The sequence below is a fragment of the Oceanospirillum sp. genome, from assembly GCF_048265165.1.
Classification (GTDB): domain Bacteria; phylum Pseudomonadota; class Gammaproteobacteria; order Pseudomonadales; family Halomonadaceae; genus Oceanospirillum.
This window is the reverse complement of record NZ_JBLXCD010000001.1, coordinates 80,077-103,479: the sequence shown is the minus strand read 5'-3', so window position 1 is coordinate 103,479 and position 23,403 is coordinate 80,077. Positions and strand designations below refer to the sequence as shown.

At 48.0% G+C, this 23,403-nt stretch carries 18 protein-coding genes and 3 tRNA genes; 10 read left to right on the top strand and 11 right to left on the bottom strand.

What is annotated here, in order from left to right; all coding sequences use genetic code 11:
- Positions 1-77 precede the first annotated feature (77 nt).
- Positions 78-4,025 carry a PAS domain S-box protein gene (locus ACN0R8_RS00465; protein ID WP_417593994.1) on the bottom strand — a complete coding sequence of 1,316 codons (3,948 nt, stop codon included), beginning with the start codon at positions 4,023-4,025 and terminating at the stop codon, positions 78-80.
- Between the two features lie 301 nt (positions 4,026-4,326).
- Between ACN0R8_RS00465 and ACN0R8_RS00460 the strand changes: the two genes are divergently transcribed.
- From ACN0R8_RS00460 to ACN0R8_RS00425, 8 genes are all read left to right on the top strand, one after another.
- Entirely contained in the window at positions 4,327-6,237 is a 1,911-nt protein-coding gene (locus ACN0R8_RS00460) for a PhoX family protein (protein ID WP_417593992.1), read from the top strand.
- A gap of 256 nt (positions 6,238-6,493) precedes the next feature.
- Positions 6,494-9,292 carry a monovalent cation/H+ antiporter subunit A gene (locus tag ACN0R8_RS00455; RefSeq protein WP_417595166.1) on the top strand — a complete coding sequence of 933 codons (2,799 nt, stop codon included), beginning with the start codon at positions 6,494-6,496 and terminating at the stop codon, positions 9,290-9,292.
- Between the two features lie 2 nt (positions 9,293-9,294).
- A complete protein-coding gene (locus ACN0R8_RS00450; RefSeq protein WP_078319849.1) occupies positions 9,295-9,660 on the top strand; it encodes a Na+/H+ antiporter subunit C in 366 nt (121 codons plus the stop codon).
- Positions 9,660-11,186, top strand: coding sequence for a monovalent cation/H+ antiporter subunit D (locus ACN0R8_RS00445; RefSeq protein WP_417595165.1), 1,527 nt, complete (start codon positions 9,660-9,662; stop codon positions 11,184-11,186). The genes ACN0R8_RS00450 and ACN0R8_RS00445 overlap by 1 nt, the downstream gene beginning before the upstream one ends.
- Positions 11,186-11,689 (top strand): Na+/H+ antiporter subunit E, encoded by a 504-nt coding sequence (locus ACN0R8_RS00440; RefSeq protein WP_417593990.1) that lies wholly within the window; start codon positions 11,186-11,188, stop codon positions 11,687-11,689. Before ACN0R8_RS00445 ends, ACN0R8_RS00440 begins: the two co-directional genes overlap by 1 nt.
- Positions 11,683-11,952, top strand: a complete 270-nt coding sequence (locus tag ACN0R8_RS00435; protein ID WP_417593988.1) for a K+/H+ antiporter subunit F — start codon at positions 11,683-11,685, stop codon at positions 11,950-11,952. The genes ACN0R8_RS00440 and ACN0R8_RS00435 overlap by 7 nt, the downstream gene beginning before the upstream one ends.
- 71 nt (positions 11,953-12,023) lie before the next feature.
- Positions 12,024-12,416, top strand: a complete 393-nt coding sequence (locus tag ACN0R8_RS00430; RefSeq protein WP_417593986.1) for a Na+/H+ antiporter subunit G — start codon at positions 12,024-12,026, stop codon at positions 12,414-12,416.
- A 276-nt stretch (positions 12,417-12,692) separates the two neighbouring features.
- Positions 12,693-13,817 carry a beta-ketoacyl-ACP synthase III gene (locus ACN0R8_RS00425; protein ID WP_417593984.1) on the top strand — a complete coding sequence of 375 codons (1,125 nt, stop codon included), beginning with the start codon at positions 12,693-12,695 and terminating at the stop codon, positions 13,815-13,817.
- A 362-nt stretch (positions 13,818-14,179) separates the two neighbouring features.
- Here the strand turns inward: ACN0R8_RS00425 and ACN0R8_RS00420 are convergent.
- The 8 genes from ACN0R8_RS00420 to msrA form a co-directional block, all read right to left on the bottom strand.
- Positions 14,180-14,266 (bottom strand) — tRNA-Leu (locus ACN0R8_RS00420).
- Between the two features lie 32 nt (positions 14,267-14,298).
- Positions 14,299-14,372: transfer RNA gene (locus ACN0R8_RS00415), tRNA-Cys, on the bottom strand.
- Positions 14,373-14,385: 13 nt separating this feature from the next.
- A tRNA-Gly gene (locus ACN0R8_RS00410) sits at positions 14,386-14,461 on the bottom strand.
- 113 nt (positions 14,462-14,574) lie between these two features.
- Positions 14,575-15,123, bottom strand: coding sequence for a CDP-diacylglycerol--glycerol-3-phosphate 3-phosphatidyltransferase (gene pgsA, locus ACN0R8_RS00405; protein ID WP_417593982.1), 549 nt, complete (start codon positions 15,121-15,123; stop codon positions 14,575-14,577).
- A gap of 8 nt (positions 15,124-15,131) precedes the next feature.
- Positions 15,132-16,955: an excinuclease ABC subunit UvrC gene (uvrC, locus tag ACN0R8_RS00400; RefSeq protein WP_417593980.1), complete on the bottom strand. Its 1,824-nt coding sequence runs from the start codon at positions 16,953-16,955 to the stop codon at positions 15,132-15,134.
- A 4-nt stretch (positions 16,956-16,959) separates the two neighbouring features.
- On the bottom strand, positions 16,960-17,604 hold the full coding sequence (gene uvrY, locus ACN0R8_RS00395) for a UvrY/SirA/GacA family response regulator transcription factor (RefSeq protein WP_417593978.1): 645 nt from the start codon (positions 17,602-17,604) through the stop codon (positions 16,960-16,962).
- Positions 17,605-17,769: 165 nt separating this feature from the next.
- Positions 17,770-19,323, bottom strand: a complete 1,554-nt coding sequence (locus tag ACN0R8_RS00390; protein ID WP_417593976.1) for a sigma-54-dependent transcriptional regulator — start codon at positions 19,321-19,323, stop codon at positions 17,770-17,772.
- A 90-nt stretch (positions 19,324-19,413) separates the two neighbouring features.
- Positions 19,414-20,070, bottom strand: coding sequence for a peptide-methionine (S)-S-oxide reductase MsrA (msrA, locus tag ACN0R8_RS00385; protein WP_417593974.1), 657 nt, complete (start codon positions 20,068-20,070; stop codon positions 19,414-19,416).
- 74 nt (positions 20,071-20,144) lie between these two features.
- Here msrA and ACN0R8_RS00380 point away from each other — a divergent pair, with 74 nt between their 5' ends.
- Positions 20,145-20,642 (top strand): YchJ family protein, encoded by a 498-nt coding sequence (locus ACN0R8_RS00380; RefSeq protein ID WP_417593972.1) that lies wholly within the window; start codon positions 20,145-20,147, stop codon positions 20,640-20,642.
- A gap of 156 nt (positions 20,643-20,798) precedes the next feature.
- Here ACN0R8_RS00380 and ACN0R8_RS00375 read toward each other — a convergent pair whose 3' ends face one another.
- Both ACN0R8_RS00375 and ACN0R8_RS00370 read right to left on the bottom strand, forming a co-directional pair.
- The gene (locus tag ACN0R8_RS00375) at positions 20,799-21,152 is read right to left on the bottom strand and encodes a hypothetical protein (RefSeq protein ID WP_417593970.1); all 354 of its coding nucleotides are present in this window, start codon (positions 21,150-21,152) and stop codon (positions 20,799-20,801) included.
- Positions 21,153-21,315: 163 nt separating this feature from the next.
- Entirely contained in the window at positions 21,316-22,881 is a 1,566-nt protein-coding gene (locus tag ACN0R8_RS00370) for a methyl-accepting chemotaxis protein (RefSeq protein WP_417593968.1), read from the bottom strand.
- Positions 22,882-23,149: 268 nt separating this feature from the next.
- On the opposite strand from ACN0R8_RS00370, the gene ACN0R8_RS00365 reads away from it, so the two are divergent.
- A complete protein-coding gene (locus ACN0R8_RS00365; protein WP_417593966.1) occupies positions 23,150-23,395 on the top strand; it encodes a hypothetical protein in 246 nt (81 codons plus the stop codon).
- The last annotated feature ends 8 nt before the right edge of the window (positions 23,396-23,403 follow it).

Sequence of the window (23,403 nt, the reverse complement as noted above, 5' to 3'; positions counted from 1 at the left end):
CTGACTATCATGTCCGAGCCAAAATCCTAACAAAATCAAAAAGTAAGTGATACTTTTAAACCCGCAAGCAGGCCTTGTTAGTAAGATTTTTGACTTCTGTCGGTAAAATTAAACAATTCCTGAACCTTTTCAGTCAAAAGCTCACCTTTTGTATAGCAGTAAAGGTGCAACAGATGATTTTCAGGCAGTGACAGCTCCTCAAATGAGAAGCTGGAATTGGCCGGAAAGATGATCAATACCGGTGTTTTGGATAGTACATCGCTATCGGACAGATAGCATAGCAACTCCTCCAACGAGAAATCGCTCACCTGTGAGTCACAGATCATCAGTTGGAAATTATGCTGTAGTGCTAATTCAAGAAAAGCAACGCCTGAGTTTACAAATACCGGGTCCGCACTAATTAACGCCGTCTCCAATCCTGGGCAATAGCTGTCAGCACGACGCTCATCCCCTAAAATTAAAACCCTGGCCGGCAGGAGAGGGGCTGCCAGCTCCTCACCTTCACTCTCTTGGACTGAGGAGCTTCCCGGAAGACTCAATGTAAAGCAGCTCCCTACACCTTTAGTGCTTGATACGGTCAATGAGCCACGCATCAACTCCGTCAACTGACGAGTAATCACCAACCCCATTCCGGTTCCTTCGATATCGGTTTTTTCCGCATGCAGCCGGTTAAAAGACTCAAACAAATGATGAAGCTCATGTTCAGAAAGACCAACCCCTGTATCCTGAACATGGATATCAACCTGTCCTGGTTTGGGCAGTTGTACGTTGAGAACTACACTACCTTCGGGCTTATTATATTTAATAGCATTCGAAAGCAGGTTCAGCAGAATTTGACGCAATCGACCAGCATCCGCCACAACCTGCAAAGAGCGCCTGCTATCAGGGTGCATTCTGAACTGAATACCTTTTTGCTGAGCAAGCTGTCCGGTTACAGAGCAACACTCCTCCAGCAGGCTATCCAATGAGATGTAATCTGATTGAAGTTCAATACGTCCTGACTCAATACGCCCCAGGTCAAGCACCTCATTAATCAGGCTCATCAGGTGATGGCCTGCAATATCAATCTCCCGGAGAAAACTATGCTGCTCTTCTGTTTCGGCCGACTCAGTTAATAGCCCGGTAAAGCCAAGAATGGCATTCATTGGCGTTCTAAGCTCATGGCTAACCCTGGAAAGGAAGTCTGTTTTAGCACGATTGGCTTTTTCGGCAGATTCTTTTGCCTTGAGTAACTGCTGTTGAGTCGCAATAATTTTCATATCACTGTCAATCGCAGCGATCAGATTCGCACAGGTCGTCAGTATTGGTTGCAGGAAGCGAACCAGTTCCTGATCATACCTTTTTAAGTGATTCGCAAAACCTATCATACCCACCAGATCATTGCCTTTCAGCAGAGGAGCAGCCATAAAATTCCTGACACCGACGTCACCACCGGTTATATCCTTAACCCAAGCCTCTGATAACGGGGTATTACTGATTTCAAGCTTTGCTGTTTTTAAACCACGACCCAATAATGTACCTAAGTTATGAAACTCTACCCCATCACCATGGTGCTTTTGTTGCCATTTTTTAGTTATCTCATCCTGTGAGAGCCTGGTAATAGCATAGGTTCTGAGATAAGGCTGACCGTCCGGCTTATACAAAACCTGACCAATAAAGCCATACTCACTTTCCGCCAGTTCCAATACCTCCCCCAGAAGATGAGAAAACACTGCCCAGCAATTATCTCCCGCAAAATAGCGCAACTGTGAACTGTAAATAGAGGCCAGAAGTTTATGATGCCGCTGCAGGCTTTTCTGAGTCTCCAGCCGCTCTGTAACATCCGTGTAAACCCCGAGCACCCCGAGTGTATTATGCTCCTGATCCTGAATGGGTAAACGACTGATCTCGACATAACAGAGCTTGCCGTTATTCATATGATAACGACCACTACGACGAAGCATCGGTACCCCAGTCTCAACCACCGTACGATCCAATCGCTCAATTAATGCGGCCTGACGACGATTGCAATAAACCTCTTCGTCAGTTTTACCGATAATATCTTTTTCCTTAAGCTCCAAATCCTGGCAGAACTTCTTGTTGACACCTGCAATTGTCAAATCCGCTTTCTTCCAATAAACACCAATTGGAATAGTGTCCAGCACAAGTCGAAGCATATTTCTGGCCGCCAGCAGTGCCTTTTCATTTTCTTTACGCTCGGTAATTCTCTGAACATGGCCAATCAAACGGCTTATAGCGCCTTGTTCCTGAAGAGGTGTCCCTTGGATCAGTAACCATTCACTGGTTCCATCGTCATAATCAACCCGGCATTCAATTGAAAATGGCTCCTGAGCCCTAACAGAACTGTAAAGCGTACGGTGAAGCAGTGGGCGGTCACTCCCGTTGATACGGCTAAAAAAAACACCTAACCCTACGGCGCAACGACTGACCTCAAGACCATTAAGCTTCAGGGCCATCTCAGTAGCCATGACCTTATCAGAGTGAACATCCCACTCCCACGTCCCGATATAAGCGAAGGACTGACTCATTTCCAGCCGCTGACGCGCCTCAAAAAGGGAGCGCTCAGACATTTTCTGCGCACTGACATCACGCACAATAACGGTAAAAAAAGAACTCTGACTGGTTTCAGTTTCAGCAATTGAAACGGTTACAGGGAATGTTCGACGATCATCATGCACACCTGTTGCTTCGATAGCCTGACCACAGGCTTTAGCCATATAGTCAGCACGCAGATGCTCCCTGCTATCCAACCAAACCCAATCCTCTATAAGGTGCCCTATCAGCTTGTCCTGACGACAGCCAAAGATACGTGCAGTCGCAGGATTGGCGGATAAAATCACACCACGATTATCCACGGTAAAAATCGCATCCCAGGCTGTATCAATGATCGCCCTGTGCTTCGCTTCACGGTCAGCAATATCAAGAGTATTACGCTCATGCAGAGATACCAGCTCACTGACCAATGCCTCCCGAGCTTCCTCCTCCTCCCGGGTACGCGCCGCTGACCAATAGGCGAGAATAAAAAAGAAGCTAAGAATGATCAGAATCACCAGCCCGACAAAGGTCAAAAAGATCCACTGCATCCTGCGCAATAGCTCAAGCCCCTCACCCGAGGACTGCTCCAGTGCCAGCCCCATCTGAAACTGCTTATCCCAAATCCAGGCTCCGACTTTTAGCTGGCCATCGTAACCGGTAATAGCATTGCGAATGTAAACCTCATCACTCACTAGGCCGACTCTGTCTGCAAGCGGTGTCGTTTCATAACCGGGAAGAGGATTATTATTCACCCCCAGTAACGTTGCCTGCCCGCGATCCGTTGGCCGCAGACTTTCAGTATCAAAATTACGACCTGGAGTCAGCAGCAGACCATCACGATCAAAAGCATACGCTTCACCCGTTCCTGAGAATGCTGATTTTCTGAAAATCTGATAGAAACTGACCACAGGATCAATTTCAAAGACTAATAGCGCCATCGGCGAGCTGGTAGCATTTCTGACAGCAGCCGCAACATAGATGGCACCGGCACCTTGCTCAGCGAGTCGCAGTGGGCGCGTAATAACCGACATCCCACCCCAGGCCTGTCTCAGGAGATAAGGAAACGCCACCAGAGGTGCCGTCACCCCCAGCTGATCCGGGTTATCGCTGGCAATAATCCGGTTGCCAGGTCCAATCAGGTAGAAGTGCTTGATTTCCGGGTCTGAGATCACAGGCCTCAGATAGTCCCCGAGAGCAAAGCCACTTAACTTCTTTAGCGACGAGCCGGCATCACCTGTTAACACTTTTATATGGCGTCTCAGCTCTGGCTGCTTTGCCCAAGAATAAACATAGCTTCTCTTGGATCGCCCCCAAGCAGATAAGCTCTGGTGAAGAGTGCCCAGCTGGCTTCCCATAGTCTGCTCTAAACGTTCAAAATAAAGAGACTGAAGATGGTTAAAACTGCTGAAAGCGGTCATACCAAGCAGTAAACACACTACCGCAAGCACAACAAATTTTGACCATAGAATGTTGATAGCAAATTTCAGCAATATTTTTATTCCCAGTATCAGTACTTAGGGCGATATCAATCTTACAAACCGATAAAAATAGGATACCTAGAGTTAATATAGGCCAGAACAGCGAGAACACGAGATTAACAAACCTTCCAAAACACTTATTTAGGATACAGATACCCCCCGCCCTATCCTCAGTTTCAACGCCATCAGGCATCACCAGTAAAATCATCCACGTGTCACAGGATTGTTACATTCAGACCTTACATTAATGCCCCATATCAACATCTGAGTGCACATCAGAAATAAAACCTGAACCTATACATGGATCTGAGATATGAGCAACTTTGAACAGCAGGATGATCTGAACCACCCGGTAACACAGACGCCGGAGCTAACTCAAATTATTGAAGAAGGGTTGAGCCGTCGTCAGTTTATGGGAGGAGCAGCACTTTTAGGCCTGAGTACACTCGCCGCTGGCTGCACGCCGCTAAGCATGAGCGGTTCGGCCAACAGTAACCCAATGAGCCCTGAAATTGGTTTTAAGCCGGTTCCAGCCTCTACCGCTGACACCATCACCGTTCCTGAAGGTTATCGCTGGGAGCGACTCATATCCTGGGGTGACCCTCTGTTTTCAAACGCCAACGAGTTCATCGATGGTGGCAAAAACAACGCCTATGACCAGGAACACCAGTTTGGTGACAACAATGATGGCATGAGTTTTTTCCCGTTGGCCGAAGATCGCGCCATCATGGCCATTAATAACGAGTACACCAACTATGAATACCTGCTCCCCCATCAGGGCAAAAAGGTAAGTCACGGTGATGTCCGTAAAGCTCAGGCTGCACATGGTGTGTCTATCTTTGAAATTCGTAAAGTTAATGGTAGCTGGAAGCCTGTAAAAGACAGTCGCTTTAACCGTCGAATCCACGCTAATACACCGATGGCATTAACCGGACCCGCAGCCGGAAACCCTTTATTAGCGACCTCTGCAGATCCTTCAGGCACAAAAGTACTGGGTACATTCAATAACTGTGCGAACGGCCAGACACCTTGGGGCACTTACCTCACCTGTGAAGAAAACTTCAATGGTTATTTCGGCAGTGATTCTGCTGTGGATCTGGGTGATGATGCCAAGCGCTATGGTATCGGAGCCAAAGATGCAGGCTACCAGTGGCATAAGCACGACAGTCGTTTTGATTTATCACTCAACCCTCAAGAACCGCATCGTCACGGCTGGATTGTTGAAATAGACCCTAAAAATCCCGACAGCACGCCAAAAAAGAGAACTGCACTGGGGCGTTTTAAACACGAAAATGCGGCACTGACCGTCAGCGCAGATGGCCATGTTGTGGTTTATCTGGGGGACGACCAGCGGGGCGAACACCTATATAAGTTTGTTTCGAAAAATCGCTACAACCCGGACAACCAGGCCGCCAACCGCGACCTGCTAGAGGAAGGCACACTCTATGTAGCCAAATTTGAGGCTGAGCCAGGAAGGGTGGCCGGAGAGGGCGAGTGGGTTGCACTGACTTTTGGCCAGAATGGCCTGACACCTGAAAACGGCTTTGCCGATCAGGCAGAAGTGCTCATCTTTGCACGAAGAGCAGCAACTCAGGTTGGTGCAACAACAATGGATCGCCCTGAATGGGTTGCCGTTCACCCATCCGGCCAGCAGGTTTTTTGTACACTGACTAACAATAAAAACCGAGGCAAAGAAGGCCAGCCAGTAGGAGGCCCTAATCCTCGAGCCAAAAATCATTACGGTCAGATTATTCGCTGGCAGCCGGATAACAATGATCATACCGCTGCAGGTTTTAAGTGGGATCTGTTTGTTATGGCGGGGAACCCTGAAGTTCATGGTGACTCCGCTTATGGCGGCTCTGCTAATATCAACAGCGACAATATGTTTAACAGTCCTGACGGCCTTGGTTTTGATGCTGCAGGCCGCCTCTGGATTCAGACCGATGGTAAATACTCCAATAGCGGTGACTTTGCCGGTATGGGTAATAACCAAATGCTATGCGCTGATCCGGCCAGCGGTGAGATACGGCGCTTTCTGACTGGCCCAGTGGCCTGTGAAATAACCGGATTAGCTTTCACACCGGACTATCGCACCGTCTTTATTGGTGTTCAACACCCCGGTGAAGACTTGCAACCATCTCACTTCCCCGGTGGCGGTCAAAGCACACCGAGATCTTCCGTGATTATGATTCAACGGGAAGATGGTGGAATTATTGGCACTTAAGTCAAAACTTCACTAAATTCAATACCTATTAAGGGCAGCTTTTGGCTGCCCTTTTTAGTATCCTTCTTTTATATTTCTGACTCGCTTTACCGTGCAGCCAGAGAAAAACCAGTTAAAATAAAAAAACATACCTAATAATAATCATGAACGTAATCAATATATTACGGTCAGAACCACCCCAAAACCGGTAAAAATAACGATCGATCAATCAGATTCTGATTGAAAAGCAAGATGGACAAAACAGGAGCTACCCTTGTTGAACGACCTGATCTGGATACCACTGCTACCCTTATTGGGAACCCTGGTACCCCTATTTGCATCGAGGTTCAGCCGCAGCGCGTGTGCTTTTCTTACTGCGGGATTTCCCGCCCTTGCTTTGGTTCTGGTTTTACAACTTGCACCTCAGGTGTTTGATGGTGAAACCGTCCGCCAAAGCTTTGGCTGGATACCTCAGTTAGGATTAGAGCTTGCGTTCCGCCTGGACGGACTTGCACTGCTTTTTACCTTACTGATTTTGGGTATTGGTTTACTGGTTGTGCTTTATGCGCGCTACTATCTTTCCGAAAATGATTCCATGGGTAAGTTTTATGCTTATCTGATTCTCTTTATGTTCGCTATGCTTGGCGTAGTGATGTCCGACAACCTGATTCAGCTCTGGATGTTCTGGGAGCTTACCAGTATCAGTTCTTTTCTGCTGATCAGCTTCTGGGGACACAAAACTGAGGCCCGAAAAGGCGCACGAATGGCCCTGACCATCACGGGTGCAGGGGGGTTAGCGCTGCTGGCTGGTGTATTGCTGATCGGCAACGTTGTCGGTAGCTACAGCCTGCATGACGTGCTGGCCAGTGGTGACCTGATTCGTGAACATGCAGTTTACCCGGTTATCCTGGTACTGGTTCTTCTGGGCGCATTCACTAAATCAGCCCAGTTCCCTTTCCATTTCTGGCTACCCCATGCCATGGCGGCACCAACACCGGTCAGTGCTTATCTGCACTCAGCTACCATGGTAAAAGCCGGTATATTCCTGATGGCCCGAATGTACCCTGTGTTATCCGGTACTGAGCTCTGGTTCCTGATTGTTAGTATGACTGGACTGGCGACCCTGCTTCTGGGCGCCTATGTTGCCCTGTTCAAACATGACCTCAAAGGCCTTCTGGCTTACTCCACGGTCAGTCATTTAGGCTTGATCACCCTGCTGCTAGGCATGGGCACAGACATGGCTGCCGTTGCAGCTCTGTTTCATATTATCAACCACGCTACCTTTAAGGCATCGCTCTTTATGGCAGCCGGGATCATCGACCATGAATCCGGTTCCCGGGATATGAGGCAGCTGAATGGCTTGTGGAAATATATGCCTTATACGGCGACTCTGGCGATGGTTGCAGCCGCAGCAATGGCAGGTGTTCCGCTACTGAACGGTTTTCTGTCAAAGGAGATGTTCTTTGCAGAAACCCTTCATCAGGATTCTCTGGGCTCTCTTTCATGGATGGTGCCAGTATTTGCGACGCTGGGAACCGTATTTTCTGTGGCATACTCCCTGCGCTTTATCCATGATGTATTCTTCAACGGCGAACCTGTTAATCTGCCTAAAACACCTCATGAGCCCCCCCGCTACATGAGAGTTCCTGTGGAAATTCTGGTGGCCCTGTGCCTGCTGGTCGGTATTATGCCCACCTATATGATTGGCGACTTACTCTATGCTGCATCGGCTGCAACACTACAGGGACAGGTACCTGAATATAGCCTGTCAATCTGGCATGGTTTCAACTTTCCTCTGTTGATGAGCGTTGTGGCACTGGTCGGTGGCACCTTGGTGTATATCAACCGGAAAGAGCTGTTTCAGTTTCAGGCTCAGTTCCCGGAAAACGACCCCAAGCTGGTTTTTGAGGCCGTCATTCAATTGATTCACAAGCAAATCTCCCGTGTGATGGAACTGGCCGAAAATGGTTCCCTGCAACGCTACAGCTATATGATGCTTAGTTTGGCGATGGTGATGATGGCAGAACCTCTTCTGGATCTGAATGCCACTGCCGGCCACAGGCCTCAGATTCCGGTGGATGCAATCTCAATTACAGGGGCTGTGCTGCTGGCGATAGGGGCTCTGGCAACGGTGATATGGAATCGCCAGCGTATGGTCGCCTTGGTAGCCCTTTCTGTGGTCGGCCTGATCGTATCACTGATGTTTGCCAAGTTCTCAGCACCGGATCTGGCCCTGACTCAGCTGGCAGTAGAGGTTGTCACCGTTATTTTGCTGATGCTTGCACTCTTTTTCCTACCGCAAACTACACCAAAAGAATCGTCACCTAAACGTGTTGCCCGGGACTTGGGGATAGCCGCGATCATAGGTGGCGTAATCGGTACTATCAGTTACGCATTAATGACCCGACCGCTGGACAGTATTTCCACTTTCTTTTTGGAAAACAGCAAGACCGGTGGCGGCGGTACTAACGTCGTAAACGTGATACTTGTAGATTTCCGGGGCTTTGACACATTGGGTGAAATTACCGTACTGGGCATTGCTGCACTGGGTATTTTCAAGTTGATCGCCCGTATGCGCCTCTATATGCCCGCCAGCGATGGTGATGGCCGCCCATGGTCTCAGGACAGTCACCCTCTAATGCTCTCCGTTGTATCCCAGAGTTTGCTGCCACTTGCATTACTGGTATCTGCCTATATCTTCCTCCGGGGGCACAATATGCCGGGCGGTGGCTTTATTGCGGGCCTGATTACTTCTGTTGCCATTATTCAGCAATATATTGCCCACGGTGTGGACTGGATTAAAGCCCGCATGAAACTTGATTATCAGCTGATGATAGGCAGCGGCATTACCATTGCAGCTCTGACAGGGCTTGGTAGCTGGGCATTTGGCCGCCCATTCCTGACCTCCTGGTTTGATCATTTCCACCTGCCTTTGGTTGGCGAGTTCGAGCTGGCCAGCGCCATGCTCTTCGACCTTGGAGTATTCCTGACCGTTGTCGGGGCCACCATGCTGATCCTGGCTAATCTCGGCAAACTAACGACCAGCGAACGGCCCGTATTGAAGGAGCACGACTGATAATGGAAGGACTATATGCTTTCTGCGTAGGCCTGCTGACAGCCTGCGGTATTTTCTTAGCTCTACGAGGGCGCACATTCCCGGTGGTTGTGGGCCTTACATTACTTTCCTATGGCGTCAACCTGTTTCTGTTTGCCAGCGGACGCCTGAAATTAAACTCAGCAGCCGTCCTTGGGCAATCAGCGCAACATAGTGACCCGCTGCCCCAGGCGCTGGTTCTGACCGCTATTGTTATTGGCTTTGCTATGACCGCTTTTGTTGTGATTCTTGCCATGCGTGCACGGGCTGACCTTGGCAATGACCATGTTGATGGTCGCCTGCCCGAAGCACCGAAGCCGCGTCTTGCCCGCCGCTCAGGGGGTCAATGATGCAGCATCTGGCTATTTTACCGATTCTGATTCCGCTCTTTACCGGTGCAATGTTGCTGCTGCCGCCTTTTAGAGATGTCCTGAACCGTCAGCGAAGTCTTGCCCTAGTCTCCGTAGCGTTCCAGGTCATCTTTGCAGCCATGTTGTTAGTAACTGCCGCCAGCGAAGGCACTCAAATGTACGTACTGGGCGACTGGCAACCGCCTTTTGGTATTGTTCTGGTGGCCGACCGCCTATCCAGTATGCTGGTACTATTAACAACATTACTCTGCGCTGGAGCTCTACTCTATTCATGTGCGGGGCATGACAAGAGTGGTCAGTATTTCCACTCACTGTTTATGTTTCAGGTAATGGGGATCAATGGCGCCTTTCTGACAGGCGATATTTTTAATCTGTTTGTCTTCTTTGAAGTATTACTGATTGCCTCATATGCCCTACTGGTTCATGGTGGTGGTAAACAGAAAACTCAGGCTGCGGTTCATTATGTAATCCTCAACCTGATAGGCTCCAGTTTGTTCCTTTTTGGCTTGGGTATCCTATACGGCACGCTAGGTACTTTGAATATAGCTGACATGGCGGTTCAGGTACGGGCACTGGATGAATCCGAAGCAATTTTAGCCAAGGCAGGAGGTTTGCTATTACTTCTGGTCTTTGGTCTGAAAGCTGCCTTGCTGCCACTGCATTTCTGGCTTCCCCGTACCTATGCATCGGCATCGGCACCTGTTGCAACTCTTTTTGCCATTATGACCAAGGTTGGCGTCTATAGTATATTCCGCGTCCATACCGTCGTATTTGGTGAAGAGGCCAATTTGCTGGCTAATATTGCCCTGCCCTGGCTATGGCCAATGGCAATGGGTACTCTTGCAATCGGCACACTGGGCGTTTTTGCTAGCCCAACTCTGCGGGTAATGACAGCAAATCTTGTGATTATTTCGGCCGGAACCCTGCTGATAGCTGCGGCGCTGCAAACGGAACATGCAACATCTGCCGCCCTCTATTACATAGTGCACAGCACACTGGTCACCGGTGCTCTTTTTCTGATCGCTGATCTTATTTCACGCCAGCGTGGCAAGGCTGAGGATCGCTTTGTGAAATCACGGGCTATGGCACAGCCAAGGTTACTCGGCTTTGCTTTTGTTATCGCGGCGTTAGCGATTATAGGTTTACCGCCACTGTCAGGCTTTGTTGGTAAGGTTCTGATTATGCGCGCGGCTGAATCTACAGCAGAAATCATTTGGATCTGGCCACTGATTCTGATCAGCAGCCTTATGGTTCTGGTTGCAATATCCCGCGCTGGAACGACCTTATTCTGGCGAGTGACATCGGCGTCCTCTAGCGAGGAACAAGTTCACCCGCTTGAAATTGCTGGTATCGCCCTGCTTTTGGCGGCATCACCTCTACTGGTAATTTTTGGTGGCCCGGCGACCGAATTCACGGCCGATGCAGCCCATCAATTGCACGACCTAACACAATCAGTCGATGCTCTATTACCGAATAGTACGGCTCTTCCAGGAGACAACCACTGATGTTTACGGTCAAAGAGTCCCGTTTTCTGCCCATGCCTTTTCATAGCCTGCTTTTGTTCGTAGTCTGGCTACTACTGAATAATACAATGGCTTTTGGCCATATTCTTCTGGCACTTTTTTTTGGTTGGTCAATCCCTAAATTGGTTTCTATTCTGAAACACGGGCACCCAACGATAAAGCGTCCCTGGTTAACTGTCCGTTACTTCTTTATGGTGATGAAAGATATTATTACTGCCAATATTGAAGTTGCGCTAATGGTTCTTGGGCCTTTGAAGAAACTGCAACCGGGCTTTGCTGCTATACCTTTAGATATCACCTCAGATCTTGGTGTTACGTTGCTTGCCAGCACTATCTCTCTGACTCCCGGCACCGTGAGTGCTGAAATATCTGAAGACCGCAAATGGCTCTACGTGCACGCTCTGCATCTGGATAATGCCGATGAGCTGATTACACAGGTAAAACAACGTTACGAGATACCACTGAAGGAGATTCTGGGATGCTAAAGTGGGCCGTTATTATCGTCGCTGTCCTGATCTGTATCGCCCTGTTCCTTAATCTGTGGCGACTGATTCAGGGCCCGAACCTGCAGGACCGCATCCTGGCTCTGGATACCATGTATATCAACAGCATCGCGCTGATCATTCTGTATGGCATCCATATGGGAACAGGGCTCTACTTTGAGGCCGCACTTCTGATCGCCATGTTGGGCTTTGTCAGTACCTCTGCACTGTGTAAGTACCTGCTCCGTGGCGATCTGATTGAATAAACATCACACAATATTATGAGTAACATCAGGCGCTCTTTAGTGCGGCCTGAAACAGCACAATAGGTGAAAATATGGCAACCTGGCTTGAAGGGCTGATCGCTCTGGTCCTGATAATTGGTGGAGTTTTTCTGCTGATCGGCTCCATAGGACTGGTGCGGCTTCCTGATCTGTACACACGGCTGCATGGACCGACAAAGGCAACAACTCTGGGAATGGCAGGCCTCCTGCTGGCATCATCGGTTGTATCCAGTATCACTCAAGGCGCTATATCGGTCCATGAATGGCTGATTACATTATTTCTACTCATCACAGCACCGGTTTCGGCCAACATGATCGCTAAAACGGCTATGCACCACGACCTGACACCCTGGAAACGGACTCAGGGACAGAGTTTAATTGAGCCAGCCAGTCGACAAGCATCACCGGACGACCAACATGAAACCAAAGATGGCAAACTACCCTAAACACGCCAAAACCTAAGCGCTATGCAACAGATAGCTCCGCAAGAAATATTGCGGGGCTATTTTTTTAGCTGTTTTAAACGCAAACATAGACCTATTCGACCGTTTAAGGCAAAATAAATTAATACATACGTTTGAAATAAGACGTCTTGCACCGGATCAATGACGGCAAAATACTAGCACGTGCCATTAAGAATCGGGCAACTCCCATCAAATAACAGCAGCCATACTCATAGTCAATATAAGCTGCTGGGCTGGCAGATTAAGGTGATAACCAACATGCAAAATAACGTTGTGATCAGCGGTGCGGGTCTTTGGAACCCTGAAAACAGTATCAGCAACGAAGAGCTGGTGACAAGCTACAACGCATACGCTGCGTTGTATAACAAACAATACGCTGCGGAAATCGACGCCGGTGAACGGGTGGAAAAACCCTTTTCCAGCGCTGAGTTTATTGAGAAAGCATCAGGCATAAAGTCTCGTTATGCTTTTGTCAAAGAGGGTATTCTTGATCCTGAGCGAATGCGCCCGGTGTTAGAAGAACGGGAAGATGATGCGCTTTCTCATCAGGCTGAGATGGCGATTAATGCCGCAAAAATAGCACTGCAAGAAGCAAACAAAACACCAGATCAGATCGACGCCGTTATCGTATCCTGCGCCTACACTCAGCGCTCTTATCCGGCCATTGCGATTGAGGTCCAGCATGCTCTGGGTATTGAAGGGTTTGGCTTCGATATGCTGGTTGCCTGCTCTGCCGCTACCTTTGCCTTACATCGGGCCTATGAGATGGTTGCCGCCGGAACGGCCAGGGCTGTTTTGGTGATCAACCCGGAACTCACATCTCCCCAAGTTAATTACATGGACCGCGACAGTCACTTTATCTTTGGAGATGTGGCAACCGCTACTATCCTGGAACAGGAAAGCAGCTGCAACTCCGAACACGCTTACCGTATACTGGGGGTGAAAGCGCAAACCAGCTACTCCAACAATATCCGCTCTAACTTCGGCTATCTATCAAGGGTTACTGATACAGATCCCTACTCTGCTGATAAGTTATTCCACCAGAACGGCCGGAAAGTCTTTAAAGAAGTTTGCCCAATGGCAGCTCAACACATCACCGACCACGTGGCTGCAACAGGCAACACCAACAGTGATATTCGTCGCTGGTGGCTGCATCAGGCCAATATTAATATGAACACCCTAATCGGCAAAAAACTATTAGGCAGGGAACCATCTGCGGATGAGGCTCCTATTGTGCTTGATGAATACGCCAACACGGCATCAGCAGGCTCGCTGATCGCATTTAACAAAAGCCATAAAGACCTGGCAAAAGGCGATAAAGGCGTGATCTGTTCCTTTGGTGCCGGCTACTCTATTGGCAGTCTGGTGATTGAGAAAATCTGATAATATTCAGAGCTCATTTGCAAAAGAGACCCTGGTCTCTTTTCTCCAATCCTGTCGAATTTATTGGAGGCGTAGCATTAGAAATATACTGTCGCCTCTGATATTCGCTTTACTAACTGCTGCATCATTAGCCTGCCCATACCATACCTACACTAAACTCTGCCATAGCAGAAATATAGCTTTTATGGCAACGCTATAAGCCTATCACCTGAAACGGCGCTTTTTAATATGTATGTTTAAAGGTTTGAAACAACCGGAGAAAGAATAGAAAGAGATATATAGAAAAAAAAGCGCCTGATGCGCTGATTTTATAAGGTATCTTTGAAGAGTAAGACTGCTATGGATGGCTGGATACAGTCGAATGGTGCCCGGAGCCGGAATCGAACCGGCACGGTGTTACCACCGAGGGATTTTAAGTCCCTTGCGTCTACCAATTTCGCCATCCGGGCTAACTGGCGCTGTAAAACTTAACAGCTTGAGATGGAGGCCGAGGTCGGAATCGAACCGGCGTACACGGAGTTGCAGTCCGCTGCATGACCACTCTGCCACTCGGCCATCTCAAAAAAAGTGGAGCGGGAAACGAGATTCGAACTCGCGACCCCAACCTTGGCAAGGTTGTGCTCTACCAACTGAGCTATTCCCGCTGAACTTGGGACGTATTATATACTGTCTTTCCTAAGCGTCAACTATTTTTTTCACAACTTTTTGTTTTTATTACAATTATCCGAGATTTAGCTCAACGCAGTGCCGCAAACTGCTACATACCGGACTTCAGGTCAGGCCATGCAGCTTTGAGATACTGCATCATCGACCAGATGGTGAGTACAACAGCCCCGTATAATAAAATCATACCAACCATTGCAATATCACTACCTGGGGGCTGGCTTAACAAAACAAAAATCGACAGCATCTGAAGAGACGTCTTGGCCTTCCCTATCATGGAAACAGCAATGCTGGCACGTTTCCCTAACTCTGCCATCCACTCTCTCAATGCCGAGATCACAATTTCACGGCCAATAATAATCAAAGCAGGGATTGTCATCCAGATGCTGGCATGAGCATCAATCAAAAGACCTAGCGAGACAGACACCATAAGTTTATCAGCAACGGGATCAAGAAAAGCACCGAAGGGTGTAGATTGGTTGAGACGTCTTGCCAAAAAACCATCCAGCCAGTCAGTCCAGGCCGCCAATGCGAAAATGCCGGCAGCTATATAGAGATTGTTCTCCAGGGGCAGATAGAACACCGCAACAATTAAAGGAATAAAAGCGATGCGTAATGCAGTTAAAATATTGGGTAACTTCATCGGGCCTACTACTGTTCGGGGTGTAAGTGAAAATAGATCTGCTCGGCCAACGCTGCGCTAATGCCCGGAACCTTAGCAAGCTCCTGAATACTCGCATCCAGCGCTTCTTTCTGGCCGCCAAAATGTCGTAAAATTGCTTGTCGCCTTTTCGGTCCAATCCCTGGAATCGACTCAAATCGAGACGTACGGCGGGTATTATCCCGTCTTTGACGATGACTCACAATGGCGAATCGGTGCGCCTCATCCCTTACCTGCTCAATCACGTGCAGTGCTTTGGAATCTGAATCCAGATCGATAATCTGATCATTAGTTTCAAGGTAAAGTGTCTCAAACCCTTGCTTACGGGTTGTACCCTTTGAGACTGCCAACAAAATAACATCGGTTATAGCGAGCTCATTAAATACAGCTCTTGCCTGTTTTAGCTGACCTTTACCGCCATCAAGCACCAAAATATCAGGCTTTTTTCCCTCTCCTGACGCCAAACGTTTATAGCGTCGAATAAGCGCCTGTCTCATGGCGGCATAATCATCGCCTGCTGTAATCCCTTCTATATTGAATTTCCGATATTCGCTTTTTATGGGGCCATCCGGGCCTAATACAACACAGGATGCAACGGTTGCCTCACCTGAGCTATGGCTAATATCAAAACATTCCAACCGCTCCGGACGCTCTTCCAGTCCCAGGGCTTCCCGAAGCGCCTTAAACCGGCTGTCCATTGTGCCTTTGCGCGCCAGATGGCTGATCAACGACTGCTCTGCATTAGTAACCGCCATCTGCAACCAACGTGAACGATGTGACCGAACCTGTGAGTTCAACGCTACTTTCTTGCCGTAAAGCTCTTTCAGAGCCTCCGCAAGGGTTTCAGGTTCTATCAGTGTCAAATTGGTAATAACCTCGGCAGGAACCTCACGGGTACCACTTCCCAAATAAAATTGATTAATAAAACTCTGAAGTGTACCAGCCTCATTGTCCGATAAAATATCGGATGGGAAATAATGCCGGGAGCCCAGTACACGCCCAGCACGGACAAACAACACTGAAATAGCAAAACCGCCAGGACGGGAAACCAGAGCGAAAAGATCTGCATCACCCTGCTCTCCGTAAACATACTGCTGTTCCTGAACCTTTCTGAGCTGGATAAGCTGATCCCTAAAACGGGCCGCCAGCTCAAAATCAAGTTTCTCCGCCGCCTGATCCATTTTTTCCTGAAGCTCAGCCAAAAGCTCTACGCTACGCCCTTTCAGAAAGAGCACCGCCCGCTCAACGTCATCCTGATAAACCTGCTTGCTAACCAGGTCCACACAGGGCGCACTACAGCGCTCAATCTGATGCTGAAGGCATGGCCGGCTCCGATGACTAAAAAAATTGTCATCGCACTGGCGCAACCGAAAAACTTTCTGAAGAAGATTGAGGGTTTCTTTAACGGCGTTCGCATTTGGATAAGGTCCGAAGTACTGACCAGACTTACGCTTTTTGCCACGGCTGTACTCGATTTGAGGATAATCACCGGCACTCAGGAAGATATAGGGATAGGATTTATCATCCCTCATAAGAATATTAAAAGGGGGGCGGTGCCGCTTAATCTGAGTTTGCTCCAGTAGCAAAGCTTCAGTCTCACTACTGGTAACAGTGAACTCAATGCGGGCAATCTGCTCAACCAGTGCTTTAGTTTTTAAACTCAAGCCTGTTGAACGGAAATAACTACTGACTCTGTTCTTCAGGTTTTTAGCTTTACCAACATATAGCAGTGCGTCAGCACTGTCATACATACGATAAACGCCCGGATGGCTGGACAAGGTTTTAAGAAACGCTTTTGCATCAAACTCAGGCATTTTATCAAAGAGATTCCGTATCAATCATCTTATGGCGAATAGCAAGATGCGTCAGCTCTACATCACTGGAGACCTGTAATTTATCAAAAATACGATAACGGTATGTGTTAACTGTTTTAGGGCTTAAAAAAAGCTTATCTGAAATATCACAAACTTTCTGACAGTTAACCACCATTAAGGCGATCTGTAGCTCACGGTCGGACAGGTTATCGAATGGATTCTCATTACCAGGGGTCATTCTCCCCAGAGCAACTTTCTGGGCAATTTCAGAGCTCAGGTATCGCTGGCCATGGTGCACCTGGCGTATCGCATTGATCATTTCAACAGGATCAGCACCTTTTGATAGATACCCGGAAGCACCAACCTCCAATGCGCGGGTTGCAAATGTTTCTTCAACCAAGGCAGACAGGGCAATAACTTTACAGTCTGGAAGCATTCGCACAATCTTTCGGGTAGCTTCCAACCCTCCGATACCTTGCATCTTAATGTCCATAAGAACCACATCCGGCAGTAAGTCCCGGGCCATTGTCACGGCATCTTCGCCACTACCCGCCTCTCCGGCTATTTCGATCCACTCTTCATCAGCCAGCATTTTGGAAACCGCCGCACGAACAAGATGGTGATCATCAACAATCAGCAGTTTAACCATGGCCACCTCAGCAATAACAATAAAAAAATCAGTACGTTAACGATGACTAACATAATAACGGCAAACATTGGCCGAACAATATTTTCATCGGATATGCGTTGAAAATAATTAATTAAACTTCAAAAGAGCCCTCGGTTTTTTTGAAGGCATTCAGTATTAAAACCATCATGACAGACCAATTCTGTAGTGCCTTAATTTATTGGCTATCGTGGTATGCGAAACCCCCAGTCGCTTTGCTAACAAACGACTACTGGGATAGTCAGGATAAAGACTGGCCAGAATTTGCTGCTCAACACGGGCTGTAATATCACCCCAGTGGCCACTAAGATCCAAAGGTTGGGCATCAGAGCTATGAAGGCTTGGAAGTTTGATATGGTCAATCTGAATAATCGTGTCTTCACAGATTGAAACAGCCTGATAAAGCACATTCTCCAACTGGCGTACATTACCCGGCCAATGATACTGACTGAGAACAGTTTCCGCTTCAGGACTCAGCTCACGTAAAGCCGTCCCAATCTGAGTACAGGCACGGTCAATAAAATGCCTGGCCAGTGCCACAATTCCTTCTTTACAGCTTCGTAACGGAGGAATAAACAGTGTCAGGACATTCAGGCGATGAAACAGATCTTCCCGAAACAGGCTCAGATCACAAAGCTCAGCCAGATCTTTCTGAGAAGAGCAGATCACACGTACATCAACCTGAATCTCATCTTCAGTACCAATGCGTCTGAAACTGCCATCCTGCAGGAAACGCAGCAGCTTAACCTGAAGATGCGGACTCATTTCACCGACTTCATCAAGAAAAATACTGCCGCCGGAAGCCAAATCCAACAAACCAAGCTTACCCTCTTTACGGGCACCTTCAAAAGCATTAGGGCCGTAGCCAAACAGCTCTGTTTCTGCCAGGTTATCCGGCAAGCTTGCACAGTTCAGTACCATAAAAGGCGAGCGTCCACGGGGGCTGCTCATATGGCACGCTCGGGCCAACATCTCCTTTCCAGTACCCGTTTCACCCTGAATTAATAAGGGCGCGTCCAAGGGTGCCATACGCTTAGCTTCACGAATCATCGCCTGCATATTAGAGGCTTCAATTTGCAGCGCCTCAAACCCGAACTCTTCATGCTTCTGCAACGAGTAAATCTGAGCGCCTAAAGACTCAACAGGATGAAGGGTTATAACAGCGCCTGCTGGCTCACGGCCAGATAGTTGCTCTTCCATATAAATAGGGCTGATATCAGCCAGATACGCATGCCCCTTTATCTCAACCCGGACACCGTTAAGTCGCGACTCTAACTTCGGCAATAATGTATCAAGTTCCAGATTCTTGACGCGCTTACTCAGTGAAATGCCGGAAACCTCATCCACTCTCAGGCTCAGAATACGCCCCGATGCAGCGTTTGCAGCCACAACACGTCCATCAATATCAACAGACAAAACCGGCAAATCCAGAGACTGCAGCAATATATCCAGTTCGTAATGTCGTCGCTCGCTGGGTATCAGGCTGATGCGGCGAATTTTCTGCACACCAGAAATTTTTTCCAGGCGTGCCCGAACACTTTGCAGCTGCATATTGAGCATGCTGGGCATATAAAGATAGATCGCGCTGCCTTTATCATCCCCGGCTTCTGCGCGAACAACGTTGATACGGAATTCGACAAACACCTCAAGGATATCCCGCATAATACCAACACGGTTCTGACAGACGATCTCTAAGCGCATACTTTATACCCTTATACTGGCAACAATTGTGTAAATCATTCTATACAGTCTCACATCGGAACACACGCTGAATCAGTGTTTTACTTAATTTCAGATACAGGTAACCCCCGTACCTTTCAATCCGCAATAGCCACCAGGATTCTTATCCAGATACTGTTGGTGATATGGCTCTGCAAAATAGAACACGGTTTCCAGACGTAGATCTGTCGTAATATCGCCATGGCCCGCCTGAGCCAGCTGACTCTGAAATTGCTGCATACTATGAAGAGCCTGATGGTAATCCTGCTCGTTCTGACAATAGATAGCCGACCTGTATTGAGTTCCCTGATCATTTCCCTGTTGCATCCCTTGAGTCGGGTCATGATTTTCCCAAAAGAGCTGTAACAGTTGTTCAAGACTTAATTGTTCAGGGTCATAAGCAATAACAACAACCTCTGCATGGCCAGTCAAACCACTGCACACCTCTTCATAAGATGGAAAAGGGGTATAACCGCCCGCGTAACCTACTGCGGTCATAAGTACACCCGGCCGCTGCCAAAAAAGCCTTTCCGCCCCCCAAAAACAACCCAAACCGAGAATAACCTTATGAGGATAATGCTCAAGTTCAGCCAGGGAGCCAGCAAGCACCTCATGCGGCAGGTCAATGTCAAAAGGGTAAGAATCACGGCCAGGTAAGGCCTGTGATGGCTCAATCAGCTGTTCTTTAAGGCTATTCAAACGAATCTGGTATTTTTCACTACTCAACATAAAATCGACTCCGGTATTATAGGGCAGAAATCTATAACGTATTGATTAATATAACCCCCAATAGGGCAAATGCTATGAACATGACGAAAAACGGAACGACATCCGATCAGCCTTGCTATTGCCAGTCCGGGCAAGATTTTGGAAACTGCTGCGAAAAGTTTATCACCGGAAAGCAACTACCGGATACGCCTGAGCAATTAATGCGCTCTCGTTATTCAGCTTATGTACAGGCGGATCTAGCTTACATTAAGCAAACGACCCAGAAAGATATTCGTCCTGAGTATGATTTTGAAGGGCTGAAAGCCTGGGCAGAGAACTCAGAGTGGTTAGGCCTGAAGGTTCACGGAACGGAAACGTCCGGAGATGAAGGACGGGTACGCTTCACCGCCCGTTACCGTGAGAAAGAGGGTATTATCAACCACTCTGAAGACTCGAAGTTTATTCGTGAAGAGGGACAATGGTTCTTTGTCCATGGCAAAGACTTTACACCCGTGACAGAAAAAAATATTGGCCGTAACGACCCGTGCCCATGCGGCAGCGGTAAAAAATATAAGAAATGCTGCCTGAGTTAAAAACAGACGTCCCAAGGCTTCTTAATTACGCCTTTTTACGCCTTTGCTCCCACAATTTTACGCCTTTACTCCCACAAGAGAATCAAGCGTTGTAGTCTGGCAACGAGAGGCTGCCTCAGAGCAGCCTCAACATAAACGATCCTGTCTGCGCCAGCGTTACGGATACACGTCAATCACCAGCATCAGTAATGTCAGACATACAGGACCTGCAATCAAGGCAAGATTCAGCCGTAAGCCAACACTTATCGCAGTCTTTTCCAGTGCCTTCTGCATCAAAAAAGCCCCGGCAACCAGCTGAAGAAAGCTACTCAAACCCAGCAGAATCCCCTGATAATAAAACTGCACAACAATTAATCCGATAATACTGGTCATGGTAAGCCAGGTTGAAATCTTCAGAAAAACTTTACTCTGCTCCCTCAAATGCTCTTTCCAATACTGTCTTGAAGACCTCCCTAAACAAACCTCCCCCAATGCCCCGATAAGCAACGTGACCAGAATAACTATCCACATATCTCTGCTCCCTAAGTCGTTTTTATTATTGTCGCTGCCAGCTCAGGCTATAAAGCTACACGGGCAGATAAAGTAGCACGCAATAAAATAGTAACAGACCCACTAAAGATTACCGCTATCCTACTGGGTGGCATCACAAAAAAAAGAATAGCAGCCGCTAAAATCAAGTTTTTCCACCCGCAATGCTTTCCATGATCGTGGCAACATGCTGACTCAGCTTACCTGAAGCTGCACGGGTTTTCTCCGCGGCAATTTGAGTTTCTTCAGCACTGACCGTCACTTCCTGCAGGCTTTTATTGATCTCTCCTGCAGCAACACTTTGCTGACGCGCTGCACTGGCGATGCTCTGCCCTTTCTGACTAATCCGCTGCATAGTATCTGTAATGTTTAATAAAGTACCACTGGCTGCTTCAGCCTGATCAACACTCTGATTAGCCTGCTGGCAGCTTTCATGCATAACGAGGTGAACCTGACGTGTTTCATCCATCAGCCGGGTCAGCATGCCCTGTATTTCGGATGTAGAATGCTGAGTTCGGGAAGCCAAAGAGCGGACTTCATCGGCAACAACAGCAAAACCCCGACCATACTCATCCGCCCGGGCAGCTTCAATGGCAGCATTCAGGGCCAAAAGACTGGTCTGTGCTGCAATATCATTGATCATAGAAACAGCGCTGGAGATCTCTTCACTGGCGCTGTAAAGATGATCAACCTGGGAAGCCGCCAGCTGGACCTGATCTGCCAGGCGATGAATGGAAGCCAAAGCACCCCGAACAACTTCCTGCCCCTCTTTTGCCTGCTCAAGAGCTTGATCAGTGGCATCAGAAGCATCTGCAGAGCGGGTCGCTACCGTTGTAATCGCTTCAGACAACTCAGCAACAACGTTGGAAATATGACGTACCTCATCATTTTGCTGCTGCACGGCGTGAGCCGCCATATCTGAAATCTCCTGCGTACCTTGCCCCAGTTTATCTAACATTGCTGCCGAATAGCGAATCCTAGTACGAATGGCTGATTCATTGGCAATGCGTAATTTAGCCATCAAGCGCAAAAAACCAGCCTCAGAGGAACTATCTGAATACATCTGCGCCAGAAGTGGACTGTAATCATTACCAACCAAGCGCTGACAGGCGAATCTGAGTGGTGCAAGAATTCTCCAACCAAGAAAAGCAAGGCAACTACTGCCCAATCCAGCGACTGCCATCAGGGAAAAGCCTGACAAGTCAAAAGTCAGTTGCAGAATAAAAGGGAGTGAACAGGTTAAAACCAAGAGTACCGGCAATGATGCCAACAGGGGAATATCAATAAATCTGACTCGGGATTTACTGGCATTCAGGCGTGTATAAATACGCTCCGCTCTATCGATCTGAGTTTGTTTGGGTTTAAGGCGGACAGACTGAAAACCGACAATACCTCCATCCCGGACAATAGCCGATACAAACGCATTGACATAATAATGATCACCATTTTTGCAGCGATTCTTTACAACCCCCATCCAGGGTTTTGCCTGACGAATGGTTTGCCACATTTGCTCAAAAACTGCAGGGGGCATATCCGGGTGACGAACGATATTATGAGGCTGGCCTAATAATTCATCTTCACTGAAGCCGGATACCTCAATAAATGCATCATTGACATAGGTAATCTGACCTTTAATATTTGTCGTCGAGACCAAAGGCACGTCATCGACGAACTTGGTTTCCTGTCCAGTAATCGGCAGATTCTGCTTCACGTGTCACCTCCATGTGTTTTTATTATGTTTTTAAGGGCTGGATCGAACCTACTTGTGGAGGCGGCGTATTCTACGCGCTACCTAGCCCATAACACTGACTCTGGTCAAAAATGGCCATCAGAAGCAACATCCTGTTGCATTGATCAATAAAAACCTGCCAGCCTGTAAATGTCAATTACACAAAACAGACAAGCAAAGAGCCCGTTAGCGAGCCCCCTAAATAAAGGTTATGCTTACCGTCTACATCGAAAACCGAATCAGGACGCATATGAGTCGCTACCAATCAAAGACATCACCAGAACTGAGAGCAGCCCTTGATCGCTGGCAGCAAGACCGACACCCCGAAGATGCAGAATGGCTTTCAGATCAGATACCTTACCTGCTTGAAGATGTTGCACGGGTTCAGGCCGGCTTTTTGGCATTACAAGATAAGGTCAGGAAACTTGAGTCCGAGATGCAGACATACCGCCAGGCACGTATTCTGGCTGAATTTGACGATGTAAATAAACACTAGTAAAGACT

Excerpts from the sequence above, each read along its gene's own strand:
- uvrY (WP_417593978.1), bottom strand. The coding sequence starts at position 17,604 with ATGGTTAAACTGCTGATTGTTGATGATCACCATCTTGTTCGTGCGGCG.
- pgsA (WP_417593982.1), bottom strand. The coding sequence starts at position 15,123 with ATGAAGTTACCCAATATTTTAACTGCATTACGCATCGCTTTTATTCCT.
- ACN0R8_RS00435 (WP_417593988.1), top strand. The coding sequence starts at position 11,683 with ATGCTAAAGTGGGCCGTTATTATCGTCGCTGTCCTGATCTGTATCGCC.
- ACN0R8_RS00380 (WP_417593972.1), top strand. The coding sequence starts at position 20,145 with ATGAACATGACGAAAAACGGAACGACATCCGATCAGCCTTGCTATTGC.
- ACN0R8_RS00375 (WP_417593970.1), bottom strand. The coding sequence starts at position 21,152 with ATGTGGATAGTTATTCTGGTCACGTTGCTTATCGGGGCATTGGGGGAG.
- ACN0R8_RS00460 (WP_417593992.1), top strand. The coding sequence starts at position 4,327 with ATGAGCAACTTTGAACAGCAGGATGATCTGAACCACCCGGTAACACAG.
- ACN0R8_RS00425 (WP_417593984.1), top strand. The coding sequence starts at position 12,693 with ATGCAAAATAACGTTGTGATCAGCGGTGCGGGTCTTTGGAACCCTGAA.
- ACN0R8_RS00440 (WP_417593990.1), top strand. The coding sequence starts at position 11,186 with ATGTTTACGGTCAAAGAGTCCCGTTTTCTGCCCATGCCTTTTCATAGC.
- msrA (WP_417593974.1), bottom strand. The coding sequence starts at position 20,070 with ATGTTGAGTAGTGAAAAATACCAGATTCGTTTGAATAGCCTTAAAGAA.
- ACN0R8_RS00450 (WP_078319849.1), top strand. The coding sequence starts at position 9,295 with ATGGAAGGACTATATGCTTTCTGCGTAGGCCTGCTGACAGCCTGCGGT.
- ACN0R8_RS00430 (WP_417593986.1), top strand. The coding sequence starts at position 12,024 with ATGGCAACCTGGCTTGAAGGGCTGATCGCTCTGGTCCTGATAATTGGT.
- ACN0R8_RS00445 (WP_417595165.1), top strand. The coding sequence starts at position 9,660 with ATGCAGCATCTGGCTATTTTACCGATTCTGATTCCGCTCTTTACCGGT.
- ACN0R8_RS00390 (WP_417593976.1), bottom strand. The coding sequence starts at position 19,323 with ATGCGCTTAGAGATCGTCTGTCAGAACCGTGTTGGTATTATGCGGGAT.
- uvrC (WP_417593980.1), bottom strand. The coding sequence starts at position 16,955 with ATGCCTGAGTTTGATGCAAAAGCGTTTCTTAAAACCTTGTCCAGCCAT.
- ACN0R8_RS00365 (WP_417593966.1), top strand. The coding sequence starts at position 23,150 with ATGAGTCGCTACCAATCAAAGACATCACCAGAACTGAGAGCAGCCCTT.